The 19,092-nt window shown below is 73.2% G+C and carries 20 protein-coding genes; 10 read left to right on the top strand and 10 right to left on the bottom strand.

Annotation, left to right across the window (positions count from 1 at the left end; translation table 11 throughout):
• Positions 1–46: 46 nt before the first annotated feature.
• The 3 genes from AB0J40_RS24545 to fusA all read left to right on the top strand — a co-directional run bounded on the left by AB0J40_RS24545 (position 47) and on the right by fusA (position 3,759).
• Entirely contained in the window at positions 47–1,486 is a 1,440-nt protein-coding gene (locus AB0J40_RS24545) for a M4 family metallopeptidase (RefSeq protein WP_364456828.1), read from the top strand.
• A gap of 129 nt (positions 1,487–1,615) precedes the next feature.
• Positions 1,616–1,762, top strand: a complete 147-nt coding sequence (locus AB0J40_RS24540) for a hypothetical protein (RefSeq protein WP_364456826.1) — start codon at positions 1,616–1,618, stop codon at positions 1,760–1,762.
• Positions 1,763–1,818: 56 nt separating this feature from the next.
• On the top strand, positions 1,819–3,759 hold the full coding sequence (fusA, locus tag AB0J40_RS24535) for an elongation factor G (RefSeq protein ID WP_364456824.1): 1,941 nt from the start codon (positions 1,819–1,821) through the stop codon (positions 3,757–3,759).
• A gap of 41 nt (positions 3,760–3,800) precedes the next feature.
• On the opposite strand, the gene AB0J40_RS24530 is transcribed toward fusA, so the two are convergent.
• Entirely contained in the window at positions 3,801–5,000 is a 1,200-nt protein-coding gene (locus tag AB0J40_RS24530) for a cysteine desulfurase-like protein (protein WP_364456822.1), read from the bottom strand.
• Positions 5,001–5,211: 211 nt separating this feature from the next.
• On the opposite strand from AB0J40_RS24530, the gene AB0J40_RS24525 reads away from it, so the two are divergent.
• Entirely contained in the window at positions 5,212–6,441 is a 1,230-nt protein-coding gene (locus AB0J40_RS24525) for a glycosyltransferase 87 family protein (RefSeq protein ID WP_364456820.1), read from the top strand.
• Here the strand turns inward: AB0J40_RS24525 and AB0J40_RS24520 are convergent.
• Positions 6,392–6,817: a DUF4383 domain-containing protein gene (locus AB0J40_RS24520; RefSeq protein WP_364456818.1), complete on the bottom strand. Its 426-nt coding sequence runs from the start codon at positions 6,815–6,817 to the stop codon at positions 6,392–6,394. The two genes, AB0J40_RS24525 and AB0J40_RS24520, sit on opposite strands and share 50 nt — an antisense overlap.
• A 77-nt stretch (positions 6,818–6,894) precedes the next feature.
• Here AB0J40_RS24520 and AB0J40_RS24515 point away from each other — a divergent pair, with 77 nt between their 5' ends.
• From AB0J40_RS24515 to AB0J40_RS24505, 3 genes are all read left to right on the top strand, one after another.
• The gene (locus AB0J40_RS24515) at positions 6,895–7,353 is read left to right on the top strand and encodes an SRPBCC family protein (protein ID WP_364456816.1); all 459 of its coding nucleotides are present in this window, start codon (positions 6,895–6,897) and stop codon (positions 7,351–7,353) included.
• Between the two features lie 91 nt (positions 7,354–7,444).
• The gene (locus tag AB0J40_RS24510; RefSeq protein WP_364456814.1) at positions 7,445–8,572 is read left to right on the top strand and encodes a DICT sensory domain-containing protein; all 1,128 of its coding nucleotides are present in this window, start codon (positions 7,445–7,447) and stop codon (positions 8,570–8,572) included.
• 77 nt (positions 8,573–8,649) lie between these two features.
• The gene (locus AB0J40_RS24505) at positions 8,650–9,060 is read left to right on the top strand and encodes a RidA family protein (protein ID WP_364456812.1); all 411 of its coding nucleotides are present in this window, start codon (positions 8,650–8,652) and stop codon (positions 9,058–9,060) included.
• Here the strand turns inward: AB0J40_RS24505 and AB0J40_RS24500 are convergent.
• Entirely contained in the window at positions 9,057–10,052 is a 996-nt protein-coding gene (locus tag AB0J40_RS24500) for a YdcF family protein (protein ID WP_364456810.1), read from the bottom strand. The genes AB0J40_RS24505 and AB0J40_RS24500 overlap by 4 nt on opposite strands.
• Before the next feature lie 77 nt (positions 10,053–10,129).
• On the opposite strand from AB0J40_RS24500, the gene AB0J40_RS24495 reads away from it, so the two are divergent.
• Together AB0J40_RS24495 and AB0J40_RS24490 are read left to right on the top strand one after the other, a co-directional pair.
• Entirely contained in the window at positions 10,130–10,498 is a 369-nt protein-coding gene (locus AB0J40_RS24495) for a DNA polymerase ligase N-terminal domain-containing protein (RefSeq protein WP_364456808.1), read from the top strand.
• Positions 10,488–11,318, top strand: a complete 831-nt coding sequence (locus tag AB0J40_RS24490) for a dihydrodipicolinate synthase family protein (RefSeq protein WP_364456806.1) — start codon at positions 10,488–10,490, stop codon at positions 11,316–11,318. Before AB0J40_RS24495 ends, AB0J40_RS24490 begins: the two co-directional genes overlap by 11 nt.
• Here AB0J40_RS24490 and AB0J40_RS24485 read toward each other — a convergent pair.
• The 6 genes from AB0J40_RS24485 to AB0J40_RS24460 all read right to left on the bottom strand — a co-directional run bounded on the left by AB0J40_RS24485 (position 11,303) and on the right by AB0J40_RS24460 (position 17,473).
• The gene (locus AB0J40_RS24485) at positions 11,303–11,983 is read right to left on the bottom strand and encodes a DUF998 domain-containing protein (RefSeq protein WP_364456804.1); all 681 of its coding nucleotides are present in this window, start codon (positions 11,981–11,983) and stop codon (positions 11,303–11,305) included. The genes AB0J40_RS24490 and AB0J40_RS24485 overlap by 16 nt on opposite strands.
• A gap of 109 nt (positions 11,984–12,092) precedes the next feature.
• On the bottom strand, positions 12,093–12,959 hold the full coding sequence (locus tag AB0J40_RS24480; protein ID WP_364456802.1) for an NAD(+)/NADH kinase: 867 nt from the start codon (positions 12,957–12,959) through the stop codon (positions 12,093–12,095).
• A 30-nt stretch (positions 12,960–12,989) separates the two neighbouring features.
• Positions 12,990–14,465, bottom strand: a complete 1,476-nt coding sequence (locus AB0J40_RS24475; RefSeq protein ID WP_364456800.1) for an NAD(P)/FAD-dependent oxidoreductase — start codon at positions 14,463–14,465, stop codon at positions 12,990–12,992.
• Positions 14,462–15,307 (bottom strand): SDR family oxidoreductase, encoded by an 846-nt coding sequence (locus tag AB0J40_RS24470; RefSeq protein ID WP_364456798.1) that lies wholly within the window; start codon positions 15,305–15,307, stop codon positions 14,462–14,464. The genes AB0J40_RS24475 and AB0J40_RS24470 overlap by 4 nt, the downstream gene beginning before the upstream one ends.
• Entirely contained in the window at positions 15,291–16,181 is an 891-nt protein-coding gene (locus AB0J40_RS24465) for an alpha/beta hydrolase (RefSeq protein ID WP_364456796.1), read from the bottom strand. Before AB0J40_RS24465 ends, AB0J40_RS24470 begins: the two co-directional genes overlap by 17 nt.
• The gene (locus AB0J40_RS24460) at positions 16,178–17,473 is read right to left on the bottom strand and encodes a cytochrome P450 (protein ID WP_364456794.1); all 1,296 of its coding nucleotides are present in this window, start codon (positions 17,471–17,473) and stop codon (positions 16,178–16,180) included. The genes AB0J40_RS24465 and AB0J40_RS24460 overlap by 4 nt, the downstream gene beginning before the upstream one ends.
• Positions 17,474–17,557: 84 nt before the next feature.
• Between AB0J40_RS24460 and AB0J40_RS24455 the strand changes: the two genes are divergently transcribed.
• On the top strand, positions 17,558–18,145 hold the full coding sequence (locus AB0J40_RS24455; RefSeq protein ID WP_364456792.1) for a TetR/AcrR family transcriptional regulator: 588 nt from the start codon (positions 17,558–17,560) through the stop codon (positions 18,143–18,145).
• 7 nt (positions 18,146–18,152) lie between these two features.
• Here the strand turns inward: AB0J40_RS24455 and AB0J40_RS24450 are convergent, their stop codons facing one another.
• The gene (locus tag AB0J40_RS24450; RefSeq protein WP_364456791.1) at positions 18,153–19,022 is read right to left on the bottom strand and encodes an NAD(P)H-binding protein; all 870 of its coding nucleotides are present in this window, start codon (positions 19,020–19,022) and stop codon (positions 18,153–18,155) included.
• Positions 19,023–19,092: the final 70 nt, after the last annotated feature.

Below are 19,092 nucleotides of genomic sequence, written 5' to 3'. Positions count from 1 at the left end.
CTCGGACTTCACGACAGGTGATCAAGTTTCCACGGAGGTGTACCGGGTGTCACGCAAACGGATCATCGCGGGGACGGCGGCGGTGAGCGCGGCCGTCGTCGCGGTGTCACTGGCCACGACCGGCTCGCCGGCCTACGCGACCATCGCGCAGCCGTCGATGCACGCGCTGAACGCCCTCGCGATGCCGTTCGGCAGCGTCGTGCGGTCGCAGCAGGAGATCGGCGGCGTGCCGGTGTTCGGCGGCCAGCTGGTCCAGCTGCGCGACAAGGCCGGCGCGGTCCTCGCGACGCACGGCCGCACCACGAAGAAGACCAGCGGTGCGTTCCCGGCGAGCGACGCCGGTGCCGCGGACGCCGCCATCGCGGACGTCGCCCAGCGCACCGGCCTCGCCGAGAACACCCTCAAGGCCGACGCGCCCCGCGCGTACTGGTACGACGCCACCCTCGGCGGTGGGAAGGGCGACGGCATCGCCGTGCCGGCCTACCAGGTCACCGTGCACGGCGCGAAGCTGAACGACAAGTGGACCGAGGTAGTCAAGGCCGGCACGCGGGACGTCCTGACGTCGTGGTCGGAGGTCCGCGAGGCCAACCGGGACGTCTGCGACGCCAACCACAAGGTGGTCAGCGGCAGCACCGAATCCGTGCGCTGCGGCACCGCTTTCGACGTCACCCGCAAGGAAGGCGGCGCCGAGTCGGGCGTCGCCGACGTCAACAACGTCTACACCTTCTTCGGCCAGGCTTCGGACTTCTACCAGAAGTACGTCGGCGTCGACCTCACGAACCTCATCGGCGCCGACTACTCCGACGGCACCGGCAAGGCGCTGCGCGGCACCGTCCGGATCTGCGTCAGCGGCGAATGCCCGTTCGCCAACGCCTTCTGGGACGGCGAGCAGATGGCCTTCGGCGAAGGCGTCACCACCGACGACATCACCGGCCACGAGCTCACCCACGGTGTCACCCAGCACACGTCCGGCCTGAGCGGCGGCCAGGCCGACTCGATCAACGAGGGCCTGTCCGACGTCTTCGGCAAGTTCATCGGCATCACCTCGAACGACCCGAACGACACCGGCGACAACCGCTGGCTGCTCGGCGCGGGCTCGTCGCTCGGCGCGATCCGGAACATGAAGGACCCGCGCTCGTCGCTCAAACCGCAGCCGGACATGGTCAACGGCCCCGGCTGGGACACGAACAACCCGGACGAGCACATCAACGACGGCGTCGTCAACAAGGCCGACTACCTCATCACCGACGGCGACACCTTCAACGGCCGGACGGTCCGCGGCCTCGGCCTCGACAAGTCCGTCCAGATCTGGTGGGGCGTCGAGAACACGCTCACCCAGAGCGCGACGTTCAAGGACGTCGGCGACGCCCTCAACTCCTCCTGCGCGGCGCTCGCCAAGGCGGGCACCGCGGGCATCACCGCCGACGACTGCACCCAGGTCGGCAACGCGGTGAAGGCCACCCAGCTGGACCAGGACCCCAGCTAGTCGCATTTGCGCCGAAGGCCGCTCCGGGAGCCCGGAGCGGCCTTCGGCCTGCAAAACCGGTTGGTGGCCCGGAGAACCGCCGCTACGCTGCCCGGAGTCCGAGACCGCGTCGAACGAAGGGAGCCGGCCGTGCGCGTCGCCGTCGTCTCCCGCCCGCGGTCCGAGGTGATCCTCGTGTCCCCGCGCCCCCGGTGCCTGCCGCGCGGCTCGCACCGGCACCCCGTGCCGCACTCCACTGCGTCGTTCTCCACTGCGTCATCCTCCACTGTGGACTGACCGGCACGGTGCGGAATCGCGCCGCCACCACCGGATCGTCCGCAAAGGACAGCGCCATGCGCACGCACGACCTGACCACCGTCCGCAACCTCGGCATCCTCGCCCACGTCGACGCGGGCAAGACCACCGTCACCGAACGGATCCTGCACGTCACCGGAGCCACCCACAAGACCGGCGAGGTCCACGACGGCACCACCGTCACCGACTTCGACCCGCAGGAACGCGACCGCGGCATCACGATCTTCGCCGCGGCCGTCGGCTGCACGTGGCGCGGCCACCGGCTCACCGTCGTCGACACGCCCGGCCACGTCGACTTCACCGCCGAGGTCGAGCGGTCGCTGCGCGTCCTCGACGGCGCGATCGCCGTGTTCGACGGCGTCGCGGGGGTCGAGCCGCAGAGCGAAACCGTGTGGCGCCAGGCCGACCGGCACGGCGTCCCGCGGATCGCCTTCGTCAACAAGCTCGACCGCGCGGGCGCCGACCTCGACGCGGCCGTCGCGTCGATCCGGGCGCGGCTGCACCCGGCGCCGCTGGTCGTGCAGCTGCCGATCGGGCGCGAGGACGGCTTCACCGGTGTCGTCGACCTCGTGCGCCTGCCGGAGGACGCCTCGGCGGAGGCACGGCGGCGGCGCCGGGTGCTCGAAGAGGCCGTCGCCGAGCTGCACCCGGTGGCGCTGGACGAGTTCTGCGCCACCGGGACGATCTCGGCGGAGACCTTGGAAAAGGCCCTGCGGGCGCTGACCCTCAGCGGCGACGGGCTCGTCGTGCTGTGCGGCGCGGCCTACCGCGACCGCGGGATCGAGCCGCTGCTCGACGCCGTGGTGGCCTACCTGCCGTCGCCGCCGGACGTCCCGCCGGTGCGCGCCGACCGGCCCGCCGATCCGGCGGCGCCGCTGGCCGCGCTGGTGTTCAAGGTGGTCGCGACCGCCACCGGCCGGCTGACGTACGTGCGGGTGTATTCGGGAACGCTGCGGAAGGGGGATCAGGTGCGCGACGGCGAGCGCGTCGAGCGCGTCGCGCGGGTGCTGCGCGTGCAGGCGGACCGGCACGCGCAGCTGGACTGCGCGGTGGCCGGCGACATCGTGGCGGTGGCCGGGCCGAAGACGGCCCGGGTCGGCGCCACGCTCTGCGCGCCGGACGCCCCGGTGCTGCTGGAGCCGCCGCCGACGGCGGACCCGGTGGTCTCGGTGGCCGTCGAAGCCCGCCGGGCGGGTGACGGCGAACGGCTGGCATCGGCGCTGGCGCGGCTGGCGGAGGAGGACCCGTCGCTGGTCGTGCGGACCGATCCGGAGACCGGGCAGACGCTGCTGTCCGGCCTGGGCGAGCTGCACCTGGAGGTGGCGGTGGAGAAGCTGCGGCTCGACCGCGGGCTCGAAGTCGCGGTCGGCCGTCCTTCGGTCGCGCATCGCGAAACCGTGGTCCGCGGGCTGTCCGGGCTGCTGTACCGGCACGTCAAGCAGGACGGCGGGGCGGGCCAGTTCGCCCACGTGGTCCTCGACGTCGAGCCGGCCGCCGAGGGCTTCGAGTTCGCCTCGGCGGTCGTCGGCGGCCGGGTGCCGCGCGAGTACGTCCGCGCGGTCGAAGCCGGGTGCCGGGACGCCCTGGCCGAGGGGCCGCTGGGCGGGCACCCGGTGACGGGCCTGCGGGTGGTGCTGACCGACGGGACGACCCACCCGAAGGACTCGTCGGACCCGGCGTTCCGCACGGCGGGGCGGCTCGGCCTGCGGGAAGCCCTGCGCGCGTGCGAGCTGCGGCTGCTGGAACCGGTCGCCGAGGTGGCGGTGACGGTGCCGGCGGAAGCGGTCGGCACGGTGCTCGGCGACCTCGCGGCCCGCCGCGGCCGCGTGGCGGGTTCGCAGGTCCGCGCGGGCACGGCCGTGGTGACGGCGACGGTCCCGGTGGCCGAGCTGTTCGGCTACGCGAACCGGCTGCGCAGCCGGACGCAGGGCCGCGGCACGTTCACCGCGACGCCGTCCGGCTACGCCCCGGTGCCGTAAGCGTCGTGAGTGTTGAGCCGGGTTTTAACCCGGCTCAACACTCACGACCCGCCGGCCGAAGCGACTCCGGCGAGGAGGGCGTCGACGTCGGCTTCCGTCGTGTACGGCGCGATGCCCGCCCGGACCGCGCCCGTGTCGCCGAGCCCGAGGTGCCGCGAGCACTCGATGGCGTAGAAACTCCCCGCCGGCGCGTTCACGCCCAGCGCCCCGAGGTGCTCGTACACCGCCTGTGACGCGACGCCGTCGACGGAGAACAGGACCGTCGGTGTGCGGTGCCGGTCCGGTGCGCCGTACCGCGTCACGCCCGGGAGCGCGGCCAACCCGGCCTCCACCCGCGCGAGGAGCGCGTTTTCGTGGTCCTCCAACGCCGCCAAGGACTCGAGCAGCCGCGCGCGGCGGGAGCCCGAACCCGGCACCAGGCCCGCCAGGAAGTCGATCGCCGCGGTCGTGCCGGCCAGCAGCTCGTACGGCAGCGTCCCCAGCTCGAACCGCTCCGGGACCGCGTCGGTCGACGGCAGCAGCTTGTCCGGGTGCAGCGTCTCCAGCAGCGACGGCGCCGCGGCGACCAGGCCCAGGTGCGGGCCGAGGAACTTGTACGGCGAGCACGCGTAGAAGTCGGCTCCCAGTGCCGTGACGTCGAGGGGGGCGTGCGGGGTGAGGTGCACGCCGTCGACGTACAGCAGCGCGCCGGCCTCGTGCACCGCGGCCGCGATCGCCGGGATGTCCGGCCGGGTGCCGAGCAGGTTCGACGCCGCCGTCACCGCCACCAGCCGCGTCCGCTCCGACAGCAGGTCCGCGACGGCGGTGGTCGCCAGCAGTCCGGTCGCGGGGTCGAAGTCGGCCCAGCGCACGGTCGCGCCGGCGGCCGCCGCGGCCTGCACCCACGGCCGGATGTTCGCGTCGTGGTCGAGCCGGGTGACGACGACCTCGTCGCCCGGTCCCCAGTTCTTGGCCAGCGCGCGGGAGAAGTCGTAGGTCAGCTGCGTCATGCTGCGCCCGAAGACGACCCCGCCCGGATCCGCGGCCAGCAGGTCGGCGACGGCCTGGCGCGCCTCGGCGACCACCGCGCTCGCCCGGCGCTCGGCCGCCGTGACGACGCCGCGGTTGGAGATCCCGGAGCACATCGTGCCGGCCACCGCCTCGCCGACGACGTCGGGAACCTGCGAGCCACCCGGACCGTCGAAGTGCGCGGCGGAGAGGGCGGGGAAGTGCTTGCGGATCGTCTGCACGTCGTAGCTCATGGCGTCAGCGTGCCAGGAACCCGGCGGTTGCGGGGGTGCCCGCGGGCCCGCCGTTCGTTGCCGTGCTTGTAGTTGCCGGTGGCGCGGGCCATCAGCGGCTGGTGGGTGATCGTGACGGTGCCGTTTCCCCGGGGTGGAACCGGGGGTTTCCCGGATGGCGCCGGAGCGGGGGCCCGACAGAATGCGAGGGATGATCAGAGGGGGACGAGGGGTGCGGGCCAAACTGGGGAACGCGTACGTGCTGCTGGGCGCGCAGGTGCTCGTCCTGGCGGTGCTGCTGGTGTCGTACACCAGCGGCCGCCTGAGGTTTCCCGCTTACCGCGTCGACCTGGACGTCTACCGGCTCGGCTCGGCGGCGCTGTTGCACGGCGACGCGCTGTACGGCACCCTCCCGCCGACCGGCGACGGCCAGCTGCTGCTGTTCACCTACCCGCCGTTCGCGGCGGTCGTGCTGGCGCCGCTGGCCGTGCTGCCGTACTGGGCGGCCTGCCTGGTGGCCACCGTGGGCACCCTCGGCTTGCTGGCGTTGGTGCTGGTCACGGTGCTGCGGGCGCTCGGCGCGCGAGCCGGCCGGCGGCGGGTCGCGGTGCTCCTCCTGGCGGCCGAAGTCCTCGAGCCGGTGCTGCGCACGGTGTACGCGGGGCAGCTCGACCTGCTGCTGCTCGCCCTCGTCGTGCTCGACGTTCTCGTGGACACCCCGCGGTGGCCGCGCGGCCTGCTGATCGGGCTCGCCGCCGCGATCAAGCTGACCCCGGCGGTGTTCCTGCTGTACTTCCTGCTCCGCCGGGACACCCGGGCCGCCATCACGAGCATCGTCACGTTCCTGGCCGCGACGGCGCTGGGCTTCCTGCTGGCCGGCGCCGACTCGGTGCGGTACTGGACGGGCGCGCTCTGGGACACCGGCCGCGTCGGCGAGCCGACCTACGCCGGCGACCAGTCGCTGCTGGGGCTGCTCGCCCGCGCCGGCGTGCCCGCCGACGCGCGGACCGCGTGGTGGCTGCCGCTGGTGGCGGTGGTCCTCGTGCTGACCGCGCTGGGCGTGCGGCGCGCGCTGAACGCGGGGGAGCGGACGGTCGCGCTCGGCGTCAATGCCGTCGGCGGCCTGCTGATCTCCCCGATTTCGTGGACGCACCACTGGGTCTGGGCCGTGGTCGTGCTGCTCGGCTGGGCGGAGCTGGCGCGCCGCACCCGCCGGCGCGGGTTCGCCGTCGTCGCCGGGGTCGGCGCGGTGCTGTTCGTCGCCGGGCCGCAGTGGTGGTGGCCGCGCGGCGGGGAAACCGAACGCGACTGGACGTTCCTCCAGCAGCTGACCGGCAACGGCTACGTCCTCTTCGGGCTCGCCGTGCTGGTCACCGCCGTGCTGGTCCGCTTCCCGCGGCCGGTCGACGACTTCAGCGGTGCCGTTCCGGCCGTCGCCACAGCCAGCCCGCGCCGAGGATGAGCATCGCCGTGCCGAGCGCCAGCGCGAGGCAGATCCCGGCGGTGTTCATCGGCAGCACGTCGGTGACCGCCTGCGGCAGCGGCAGCAGCGCGGCCAGGCCGGCCACGGTGTAGACGGTGCCGGCGGCGACCAGGAACCGGGCGGCCAGGCGCGAGGAGCGGGTGCAGAACACCGCGGCGGCTCCGGTCAGCAGGTGCGCCAGCGCCCACGGCCCGGACACCGAGAACACACCGAACAGCTCGTGCGGGCCACTGCCGTCGGCGACCCCGGACATCAGCTCCAGCGCGGCGAGCACGAGGAACAGCAAGCCGATCAGCATGCCCATGCCCTGCACGGGGGCGGGGCCGCGCCGGGTCCCGGGTTCGGTGGCCGTCATGTTCACCAGGTTCCCCGTGCGGCGTCTTTTAATGCACCCCTCAAGGGGTATTCGGGGCGTCGACGAAAGGGAAGCCGATGACCGAGTACCGCCACACCGCGACCGCCGACATCCCCGCCGACGAGCTGTTCGCGTTCCTGAGCCACCCCGAGAACCTGCCGCGGTACTTCCCGGAGATGAAGGTGGCCGAGCCGAAGGGCGGCGACAGCGTCCACGTCGAGGCGGAGGTGCACGGCCACCGCGTCGCGAGCGAGGCCTGGCTGCACACCGACGCGGCGACCCGCTCGCTGAAGTGGGGCGCGGAAGGCCCCGACGACTACCACGGCGAACTGCGGATAGCCGAGGACGGCCCGGCGTCGTCGGAGATCACGGTGACGCTGCACAGCGTCCGCGAAGCCGAAGGCGACGAGGTCCAGCGGGGCCTGGAGCAGACGGTCGCCGCGATGACCCACGCGGCCACCTCGGACGCCGACGTCGAAGCGGCCGAGGGGCAGGGTGGCTGGACGTCCTACGACAAGGGGGAATCGTCGAGCTGAGGTTCGATTTCACCTCATTGTGTGGCTAGCCGGACGGAATCCGCTCTCGTAGGTTGATTGCCTCTCTTCCCCCGGCGAAGGCGGCCCCTCCATGCCCGACGCAGACCCGCGCGCCGGCGTGCTGTCCAAACGCGCGCTGGTGACCGCGTCGCACGCGGTCGAACGCGCGGCCCTCGCCGACGGCGCCGGCGCCGACACCGTGGTGTTCGCGCTGTTCCAGCGGTTGCCGTACTTCGAACGCGAACGCGAGGTGTACGCGCGGATCGCGCGGAAGGCCGCCGTCACGGTCGTCGGCATGGTCGGCTCGGGCCGGCCCGACCTGCCGCACGGCGTCACGCCGGTGCTGCTGCGCCCCGACGAGCCGATGGCGCGCGAGTGGTCGGTCGTGGTGCTGTCGCCGACGTTCGGGGCGTCCGTCGTCGCGCGGGACCTCGAGGAGATCGACCCGCAGGCGACGTCGGTCGAGCGGGCGCGGCTGTTCCGCGGCCGCTGGGGGCTGCGGCGCGACGAGGCGTACGCCGAGGTGGTCCGGCTGCGCGACGCGATGGGCGACCGGCTGCCGCCGGCGGTCCGGCGGCAGGTCGGCCAGGTCCTGGCGTCGGTGGAAACCCCGGCGGAGCTGGACATCGAGAGCCGCGCGGAGGCCGCGCTGCGGCACCTGGCGTCCCGGCTGGACGCCGCCCGCGCCTCGGCGCCGGTCCGGGTGGGCCCGGCGGTCGACCCGGACACGGGGCTGGACACCCTCGCCGGCCTCACGCGCTGGCTCGGCGACGCGACGGACACGGTGCCGCTCGGCCTGGTCCTGGTGGTGGTCGACGACCTGGCGGCCGTCGAACGCCGGCACGGCACGCGCGTCCGGATGCACACGGAGCAGAACATCGCCGAACTCCTGCGCGGCGGCCTCCGCCCCGTCGACCGCGCGGTCCGGCTCGGCCCGGGGGAGTTCCTGGTGATCCAGCCGGCCGTTTCGGCGGCGGCGCTGACGGCGCGCGGCCGCCACCTGGAATCGAGGCTGGCGGCGCTGCACGCGACTTACCCGTTCGTGGACCTGCACCCGCGGACGACGACGTTGCTGACCCGCCGTCGCCCGCTGCCGCTGCGGAAGCTGCGCGCCCAGGTGCGGGAGGTGCCGGCGGTGCCGTTGTGGCCGCCGAGCCAGGGCTCGCTGCCGATTCCGCCGGAGCCGCAGGGCACGGCGGTGGGCGCCCGGTTCCGCTGAAGGTCACCCAAAGTGTATAACGACCTATACGGCCGTCGTCGGGACAGTGTTCCAGCCGGATCTGCGATCATGACGCCGTGAAGCCACGCCGCTGGAACCCCGACACCGTCGCGCCGCCGCTGGGCCGCTACAGCCACCTGGCGGAGGTGCCCGCCGGGTACCGGCTGGTCTTCCTCGCCGGGCAGCTCGGCGTGGGCCCGGACGGCGTCCTCGCCGGCTCCGGCGCCGAAGCCCAGGGCAACCGGATCTTCGCCAACCTCGGCGCGCTCCTCGCCGCCGAAGGCGCCGGGCCGGAACACCTCGTCAAGCTGCTGACGCTGGTCGCGGGTACCGAGCACCTCGACGGCTACCGCGCCGCGCAGGCCGAAGCCTTCGCGCGGTGGTTCCCGGACGGCGACTACCCCGCGCAGACCCTCGCGGTCGTCGCGGGGCTGGCGCGACCCGAGTACGCCGTGGAGGTCGAGGCGGTCGCCGCCGTGCCGGGCTAGGCGAAGAGTGTCAGCGCCAGCCCGGTGCCGATGATCAGCACGCACGCCGCGATCGTCGTGCGCCGGTAGTGCAGGATCAGCGCCGCGAACTCGCGCAACAGCGCGCTCGGCAGGAAGTACCGCGCGGTCGGCGCCCCCGTCGCGTCGAAGGGCAGGCCGAGCCGGCGGCACTCGACGGCCGTGCGGAAGACGTGGTAGTTGCTCGTCACCGCCAGCACGCGGTGCGGCCGCACGCCGCCGGGCAGCAGGTCCGCCGAAAACCGGAGGTTCTCCTCGGTCGTCGTCGCGCGGTCCTCGCGGCGGATCCGGTCGGCCGGGATCCCGCGGGCGACCAGGTACTCGTGCATCGCGGCGGCCTCGGTGACGGTCTCGCCCGGACCCCGGCCGCCGGACACCACCACCAGCGGCGGTTCCGCTTCGCGCTCGAACAGCCGGATCGCGCGCTCGAGCCGGGCGGCCAGCAGCGGCGTCACGCGGTCGCCCGCCAAGCCGCAGCCGAGGACGATGATCGCTTCGACCCCGGTGCGGCGCCGCAGCCTGCCGTACAGGATCGAGTAGCCGAGCAGGGACGCGAACAGGAACCCGAAGTAGCACGCGAGCACCGCCGCCGTCGTGACCAGCGCCGAGCCCCACCGCCCGAGCGGCACGAAGAACAGGCCCTCGAGCACCAGCAGGCCTACGCCGAGGACGAACGACAACAGGTTCCCGAGGCTCCGGCCCTCGCGCCGGACCATCCGGACGCCGTTGCCGATCAGCGCGGCCGGCAACACCACCGCGACGAGCACCGCGACCGCCGCCAGCAGCCCGGCCAGCACCGGGGTCAGCCACTCCAGGTGCAGGGCCGCGCGCAGCAGCCACAACGCGGTGAGCAGGAGCGCGATCCCGAGCCAGACGGCGTTGCCGAGCCGGCGGGGTTCGCGGGCCAGGCGGACCGCGAACACCAGCAGCGCCACGGCGGCGCAGCCGGGCAGCACGGCGTTCGTGACGCTCACCCCCTCCCGTGCAAGGCCAACGTAGAGCACGCTGCCGGGAACCGGGCGGCGGCACGGCGATCTGTCATGGTGGAGGGGTGAGCGACCGGCGACCGGCCTTCGTGCTGCACGAGCACTGGCGCCCGCGGCACCACTTCGACCTCCGGCTGGAGGAGGGTGGCGTGCTGCGCTCGTGGGCCGTGCCGCGCGGGCTCCCGCCGGACGCGCGCGGCAACCGGCTCGCCGTCGCCGTGCCCGACCACGGGCTCGACCATCTCGGCTACGAGGACGACACGAAGAAGGTCGCCGACACCGGCTGGTGGGAGGAGCACGACCGCACGGACAAGCGCCTCCTGTTCACCCTGCACGGCCGGACGGGCGCGGTCCGCTACGCGCTGATCCGCACCGACCGCGACTGGCTGCTGCACCGCACCCGCGACCAGCCGGGAGACGCCGATGCGCGCTGAAGTCCTCTCCGCCACGCCCACGCTCTTCCGCGACGACCTCGCACTCGACGAGGACGCCAACACCGCGTTGCTGACCTGGTTGCACGACCGTGTCGACGGCGTCTTCGTCGCCGGGACGACGGGCGAGTTCCCGGCGCTGGACCGCGCCGAACGCCGGACGCTCGCCGGGATCGCGCTGGACGTGTTCGGCGCGGAGCGCACGATCGTGCACGTCGGCGCGGCGAGCACGCGCGAAGCCGTTTCCCTGACGAAGGACGCCCTCGCTGCGGGTGCCACGCGGCTGGCCGTGATCACGCCCTACTACCTGCCTGCGGACGCCGACGCGGTCCGCCGGCACTTCGCGGCGGTGCGCGAGGCGGCGGGCGACGCCGACGTCTACGGCTACCTCTTCCCGGAACGCACCGGCGTGACGCTGTCGCCGGCGGAGTTCGCCAAGACGGGCCTGCGTGGCGGCAAGCTGTCAGGCGCCGCGGCGACCCGGTTCGCCGACTTCCGTGCGGCCCTGCCGGAGGCGCGGTTCTGGTCGGGTGCGGACACCGACGTCGCGGCGGTGGCCCGGGCCGGCGGGGCGGGCGTGGTGTCCGGGCTGTCGGCGGCGTTCCCGGAACCCTTCACGGACCTGGCGGCCGCGGTCGAGGCCGGCGACGCCGAAGCCGGCCGCACTGCCCAGGCCCGCGCCGACGCCGTCCGGGCTGCGCTGGGCGGCACGGTCGAAGGGATCAAGGAGGCGGTCCGGGTGCGGGGCTTCGGGAACGGTCTGCTGCGGATGCCCGCCCCGGCCCCGCCCGTGGAGCGGATCGCGGCCTACGCCCGCAGCTGAACCCCCGCGCGCATCGCCCGGTGCGCCCAGTGGCCCAGCACCGCGAGCAGCGCGATCTCCAGCACCATCATCAAGCGTTCGACCAGGCCGGTCGCCACCGTCGGGAGGTGGCCGCCGAGCACCACGTTGACCGCGAACGGCACGATGAACGGCAGGTAGAACGGGATCGCCGCCAGCGCCAGCCGCCGCGACCAGGTCGCGAAGCGCCGCCAGCGCGGGTCGTCGCGGTGCCGCCGCCCGAGCGCCCAGCCGACGACCGGGAGGCTCAGGCACGTCACGGCCGACGCGTAGAGGTGGATCTTGCCGGTGGCGGTGATGGCACCGCCTTGCGGGTCCTTCGCGAAGACGGCGACGGCCAGCAGGCTCACGCACCACAGCGCCTTCGCCGCCACCAGCGCCGGGTTCGCCAGCAGGCCCCGCCGGTAGAGCGCCACCAGCAGCAGCGCCGAGCCGGTGCTGGTGAGCAGCAGCGCGCCGTCCCACATCCAGCGGCCGGGGCTCAGCGCGTAGTCGCTGAGCATCGTGCTCACCGGGTCGAGCGGGGCGAGCCGCCGGTCGAGGTGAAGCACGGCCAGCAGCACAACGGCGCCGGCGAACGCGGCCAGGGCGCCGGGCACGAGCAGCCGGGCGCGGAGACGGGGACGGACGGGCGCGGGGTACAGCATGTAGAGGGACACTCCCGGGCGGCTCGGCTGGTTCAAGCGGAGCCGCGGACGCTACCCGTGACCATTCCGTGATCGACACGCGACACGCCCGAGATGTGACCCGGACCACTCAGCGGTCGCCGTCCTGCGGGATCTCCGCCGAGTCCGTCAGCCGCAGCTTGCGCCGCGCCCGCTGGTAGAAGGTCGTCATCCCGAGCCGGACGACCCGGGCGGCGCTGGGCCGGGCCCGCAGGTCGAGGCGGTCGCCGGGGGAGACGTACCCCGCGACCTGGCCGTCGACCTCCACCGCCAGCCTGCCGCTGGTCGGCAGCAGCTCCAGCGTCACCTCGTCGTGCACCGACAGCACCACGCCCCGGCTGTACGCCGAGTGCGGCGCCGCGGGCGTGACCAGCAGCGCCTCCACCGACGGGCTGGTGATCGGGCCGCCGGCGGAGAAGCTGTACGCCGTCGACCCGGTCGGCGTCGCGACCACCACCGCGTCCGCCGAGTAGCTGACAAATGGCTGGCCGCCGACGCGGACCGCGACCACCGCGCTGCCGTCGCCGGGCACGCGGACCACGGCGATGTCGTTGAACGCCGTGATCTTCCGCCCCTCCAGCACGGCGTCCACGGCCAGCCGCGGCTCCACCGTGAACTGGTGGTCGTCGATGGCCGAGAGCGCGCCGGGCAGGTCCGGCACGTCGACCTCGGCCAGGAAACCGAGCTTGCCGAGGTTCACCCCGAGCACCGGCGCGCGCTGCCCGTCGGCCAGCCGCATGGCCCGCAGCATCGTGCCGTCGCCGCCGAGGCTGACGACCAGGTCGGACCGGCGGCCGAGCTCCTCGGCGCTCACCCCGACCGCCGCGCAGTTGAGGCGGACGATCTCGTCGGCGATGCCGAGGATTTCGATGTTCCGGTTGCCCGCCCAGCCGAGCACGGCCTCGACGGCGGCCGCGGAGTCGCGGCGGGGGTGCAGCACGAGTCCCGCGGAGTGCATGTCAGCGGCCCCGGACGGGGGAAGAGAGCGTCATGCGCTCAGTCTGCCCGCTCCCGCCTTCCGTCGCGAGAACCGCAGCGCGCCGTCGTCGATCTTGCCGTGCCGGAGCTTGACGACGTCGTGGGCGTAGCTCATGCCCAGCTGCCACGGCGCCCGCGACCCGGCCTTCGGGAATTCGTCGATCGAGCGCAGCACGTACCCGGCGTCGAAGTCGAGCAGCGGCCGTTCGGTGACCGCCGGATCGTCGTTGACCGGGACGGCCTGGTCGTAGCCGTGCCGGTCGAGGTGGCGCAGCAGCCGCACGACGTATTCGCCGACGAGGTCGGCCTTGAGCGTCCACGACGCGTTCGTGTACCCGATCGTGAACGCGAAGTTCGGCACGCCGCTGAGCATCATCCCCTTGTACGCCATGGTTTCCGGCAGCTTGACGGGGTCGCCGTCGACGACGAGGTCGATGCCGCCGAAAGCCAGCAGCCGTAGCCCGGTGGCGGTGACGACGACGTCCGCGTCGAGGTGGTCGCCCGACTCCAGCCGGATGCCGGTCTCGGTGAAGGTCGCGATCCGGTCGGTGACGACCGAGGCGTCGCCGCGCTTGATGGACCGGAACAGGTCGCCGTCCGGCACCAGGCACAGCCGCTGGTCCCACGGCTGGTAGCGCGGCTTGAAGTGGGTGTCGACGGCGTACCCCGGCGGCAGCTGCTTCATCGCGGCCTTGCGGATGAGCGCCTTGACCACGCCCGGGCGGCGCCGGCTGAGCTGGTAGATCAGCGTGCTCACGGCGACGTTCTTCCAGCGCGCGATCGGGTAGGCCAGCTTCGGGCCGAGCAGGCCGCGCAGCCGGTTGGCCAGCGCGTCCTCCGACGGCAGCGACAGGATGTAGGTGGGGGAGCGCTGCAGCATGGTCACGTGCCCGGCGCGGTCGGTCATCGCCGGCACGAGCGTCACGGCGGTGGCGCCGCTGCCGATCACGACGACCTTCTTGCCGGCGTAGTCGAGGTCTTCGGGCCAGTGCTGCGGGTGCACGACGGTGCCGCCGAAGTTCTCGATGCCGGGGAACTCCGGCGTGTGGCCGGCCGCGTAGTCGTAGTAGCCGCTGCAGACGTAGAGGAACTTCGCGGTGAACTCGACCGGTTTCCCGTCGTGCACCGCCTCGACCGTCCACAGAGCGTCCTCAGTGGACCATGCGGCGCGGACCACCTTGTGCCCGAACCGGATGTGCCGGTCGATCCCGGCGTCGGCCGCGGTGTCCCGGACGTACTTCAGGATCGACGGGCCATCGGCGATGGCCTTCGCGTCGGTCCACGGCCGGAACCGGTACCCGAGGGTCTGCATGTCCGAATCGGACCGGACGCCGGGGTAGCGGAAGAGGTCCCACGTGCCGCCGATGGCGTCGCGGGCCTCCAGGATCGTGTAGGTCTTGCGCGGGAACGCGGTCCGCAGGTGGTGCGCCGCGCCGACGCCGGACAGCCCGGCACCGACGATCAGGACCTCGACGTGCTCGGTCATCGGACGGCCTCCGTCCGCCGCGGGCGCCTCATCACGCGCGAAAGCACGGCGTTGTAGTGGGTAGGGGTGATGCGGGCGAGCGCGTCGAACAGGTAGGCGTCCGGGCCGACCAGGATGCGGGCCTTGCCGCGGTCGACGCCGGCGTGGATGATCGCCGCCGCCTTGTCCGGCGACGTCATGGTCATGGCCTCGAACTGCGCGGCCATCTGCTCCTTGGTGCGGCCCAGGCCTTCCGGGTCGCGCCGCATCCGGGCGTTGCGCGCGATGTTGGTCGTGATGCCGCCCGGGTGCACGGTGATCGCGCGGACCGCGGACCCCCGCAGCTCCTGCCGCAGCGACTCGGTGAAGCCGCGGACGGCGAACTTCGCGGCGCAGTACGCGCTCTGGTTCGGCATGCCGAGCAGGCCGAAGACGCTCGAGGTATTCACGATCGCGCCTTCGCCCTGGTCGACGAGGATCGGCAGGAACGCGCGGGTGCCGTGCACGACACCGTGGAAGTTGATGTCGTGCAGCCAGTCGTCGTCCTCGATGACCGCGTCGAGAACCGTGGACGTGACGGCGACCCCGGCGTTGTTGAACACCGCCGCCAGGGGAGCGGGGAGCCAGTCCTTCACTTCGGAGGCGAAGCGCAGCTGGTCGTCGGCGTCGCGGACGTCGAGCACGCGCGTCAGCACCCGGCCGTGCAAGGTGGCCGCGGTGGCTTTGAGACCGTCTTCGTCGATGTCGGCCAGGGCGACCGGCGAGCCGAGCCGGGACAGGCGCGTGGCGAGCGCGCGGCCGATGCCGGACGCCGCGCCGGTGATCACCACCGGGCGGCCGGTGATGCTACGGGGCCGTGACATCGCTGCTCCTCACGTGCTTGTCGATGAGGTCGAGGATCGTGGGCCACGCGCCTTCGGGCAGGTCGTGACCCATGCCGGCGACGGTTTCCCGGCGGGCGCCCCGGATCGCGCGGGCGGTGGCGGCGCCGCCGGTGGGGTGGACCATCCGGTCGCGGTCGCCGTGGATCACCAGCGTGGGCGCGGTGATCTTCCGCAGCAGCGGAGTCCGGTTGCCCGACTTCATGATCGCGGCGAGCTGGCGGCCGACGCCGCCGGAGGTCGGGTCGCGGTCCCAGCCCGTCCCGGCCAGCTCGCGCACGAAAGCCTCGTCGAACGGAAAGCCGTGGGAGCCGATGTGCCGGAACATCCGGACGGCGCTTTCGACCGCCTCTTCCCGGGTTTTCGGCGGCTTCGCGCCCATCATCCGCAACGTCGAGAACGCGGGGCGGCCGAGCAGGCGCGACCCGGTGGTCGACATGATCGACGTCAGGGTGCGGATCCGCTCCGGGTACAGCGCCGCGACGGTCTGGGAGATCATGCCGCCCATGGAGACGCCGGCGATGTGCGCGGTCTCGAGGTCCAGGGCGTCGAACAGGCCGATGGTGTCGGCGGCCATGTCCGTCAGGTCGTACTGCTGCGCCGGGAACCGGCCGGCGAGCATGCCGAGCAGGCTCGGCGGCCGGAAACGCGGGTGCGTCGAGCGCCCGGCGTCGCGGTTGTCGAACCGGATCACCTCGAAGCCGCGGCCGGCCAGCTGTGCGCAGAAGCCGTCCGGCCAGCTGTGCAGTTGCTGACCCAGCCCGGCGACGAGGACGAGGGGCTCGGCGCCGGCGTCCCCGATCCGTTCGTACGCCAGGGAAATCCCCCGGCCGACGTCGGCGATCTGTTCGGTCACTGCTCTCCTCCGGTCGTTCGGCGGCGCACGACCGCGCGGCCGCCCTTGGCGGGGGCGTAGGCCACGCCCCGCGAATGCCAGCGTTCGTCGGGGTCGCGCGTCGGGACCAGCGTGAAGTCCCGCAGCAGGGTCCGCAGCACGACGGTCATCTCCATGGTCGCGAAGGCGGCGCCGAGGCAGCGGCGGGTGCCGCCGCCGAACGGGATCCACTGGTAGAGGTCCGGGCGCGCGCCGGCGAAGCGGTGCGGGTCGAAGGTGGCCGCGCGCGGGAACACCGCGTCGTCGTCGTGGATCAGCGCGATGCTGACGAGCACCGCGTACCCCTTCGGCAGCGTCCAGCGGCCGAGCCGGAAGCCGTCCTGCTTGACCTGGCGGGCGGTCAGGTCGATGACCGGGCGCGTGCGCTGGACCTCGAGGATGGTGGCGTCGAGGAGCGTGCCGTCGTCTTCCCGCAGCTCGTCGAGCAGCGCGGGGTGCCGGCGGAGGCGTTCGACGGCCCAGGCCAGCGTGGTCGCCGTCGTCTCGTGGCCGGCGGTGAGCAGCGTGAGGAGCTGGTCGGCGATCTCGTCGCGGCCGAGCCCGGAACCGTCGTCGTAGCGGGTCTGCAGCATCATCGAGAGGACGTCGTCTTTTGCTTCGCCGCGGGCCTTGGCGATCAGCCGGTCGACGATCGCGTCGTACTCGCGGCGCATCCGTTCGAAGCGGCGCCACGGGTTGAAGCGGCCCTTCTTGGGGATCGGCGCGACGGCCAGCCGGGACCCGAGGGTGACGAACGGCGGCAGCAGCGCGCGCAGCTCGGCGAACTCGGCTCCCTCGGCGCCGAACACCGCGCGCAGGATGGCGTTGAGCGTGATCCGCATCATCGACGGCAGCGTGGCGAACGCCGTGCCGTCGGGCCAGGTCGCGAACTCGCGGAGCGCCTCCTCCTCGACGATCCGCTCGTAGGCCGCCAGCCGCTTCCCGTGGAAGGGCGGGACCAGGAGCTTGCGCTGCCTTTTGTGCTCGTCGCCGGAGAGCGCGAACATCGAGTGGGGGCCGAGCACGCGGCCGAGGTTGACCTCCAGGTTGTCGACGAGGTCGGGGCCGGAGGTGAACAGCTGCTTGATCTCGGCGGGGTCGCTGACCACGACGGCACGGCCGAAGATCGGCACGTTCACGGTGAAGGCGTCCCCGTACCGCTCTCTGAGCCGCCGCATGCCCCGCAGCGGCTGGGTCAGCGCGTACGCGCCTTGGATCGCGCGGGGCGCGGTCGGTCCCGGCGGCAGCCTCACCGCGCTTGTCATGGTCGTCATCGACCCTCCCGAGAGGTGGTACGCGAGCGTACCGTCGGTACGGTACGCCGGTGTACCATCTCCTTTCAAGGGGAGGGAGATACGGTGACTTCCGTGGATGTCGACACCCGCACGCACCGGCAGCGGCTGCTGGACGGGCTGGCCGCGTCGATCACCGAGGAGGGCTTCCGCGAAACGACGGTCGCCGGCATCGTCCGCCGTGCGCGCACGTCCCGCCGGACGTTCTACGAGCACTTCTCCAGCCGTGAGGAGTGCCTGATCGCGCTGCTGGCCGACGCGAACCGCGCGATGATCCAGCAGATCTCCGACGCCGTCGACCCGGGTGCGCCCTGGCGGGAGCAGGTGCGCCAGGCGATCGAGACGTGGATCGCGTGCGCGGAGTCCGAGCCGGCGATCACGCTGAGCTGGATCCGCGACGTCCCCGCGCTGGGTGCTCCGGCCCGCGAACTGCAGCGCGAGGCGATGGAGGGCTTCATCGCGATGACCCAGCGGCTGACGGACACGCCGGCGTTGCGCGCGGCGGGAATCAGCCCGCCGTCCCGCCAGACGGCGATCATCCTGCTGGGCGGGCTGCGGGAGCTGATCGCGACGACCGTGGAGGACAGCGGCCGGGCCGGCGACGTCACCGAGGTCGCGGTTCGGGCGTCGATCGCCCTGCTCGGCCCGGCCTGAACCCCCGTCAGAGCGCGGGCTTGAGCACCTCCCGGCACCAGGTCCGGAACGCGGTCGGCGCGATCGCCGCCTTGGCCCAGTCCGCGTCGTAGACGCCTTCGTCCTGTGCGGCGAGCATCTCGACCGAGTCAGCGACCACCCGTTCACTCGCGCCCTGGGCCCGGCGCCGGGCGGCGAACTCGGCGAGGGGGATGCGCTGGTAGCGGACCGGCCTGCCCAGTTCCTCGCTCAGCACCCCGGCCATGCCGTCGGGGGTCAGCCGGTCGGGGCCGAACACGGGAACGTCGGCGCGGCCGGTCCAGGAGAGGTCCGTCAGCAGGCCGGCGGCGGTGGCGGCGATGTCCCGCGTCGCGATCGTGGCCAGCGGCCGGTCGCCGGCGCAGGTGAGGGAGAACGTGCCCCGCTCGCGGATCGCGGCGAGCTGGCCGAGCAGGTTCTCCATGTAGAAGGGCGGGGACACCGCGCGGTAGTCCGCACCGGACTTCCGCAGCTCGGCGTCCATGGCGAAGGCCGCGGAGAGGACGCCGGCCGGCTTGGCCCAGCCGTGGCCGGCACTGCTCACGGCCACGACGTGGCCGACGCCGTGGCGGCGGACCGCTTCGGCACCGGCGCGGGCGAAGGCGAGGTAGTGCGTCTCGGCGCTCGCCGCGGCGGGATTCGGCGGCACGAGCCAGAACAGCGCGGCGGCTCCGGGCAGCGCCGCGTCGAGCACGGCCGGGTCGTCGTGGGCTCCTTCGACCACGTCGACCTGCGCGCGGACGTCGTCGTCCAGGCGGGCGGGGTTGCGGACGACGACCTTGACCTTGCTGCCCGCGGAGAGCAGGTGCCGGACGAGCCGGCCGCCGATCTGCCCGGTCGGGGTGGTCACGACGATCATGAGGGCTCCTAACATGAAGGTGAATTCCGCTTCCGAATATAGCGCGGACGGCACCGCGGTCAAGTACGCT

Origin of the sequence: Amycolatopsis sp. NPDC049691, from assembly GCF_040675005.1 — a bacterium.
In the GTDB taxonomy this organism is placed as follows: domain Bacteria; phylum Actinomycetota; class Actinomycetes; order Mycobacteriales; family Pseudonocardiaceae; genus Amycolatopsis.
This window is presented reverse-complemented; position numbering and strand designations above follow the sequence as displayed.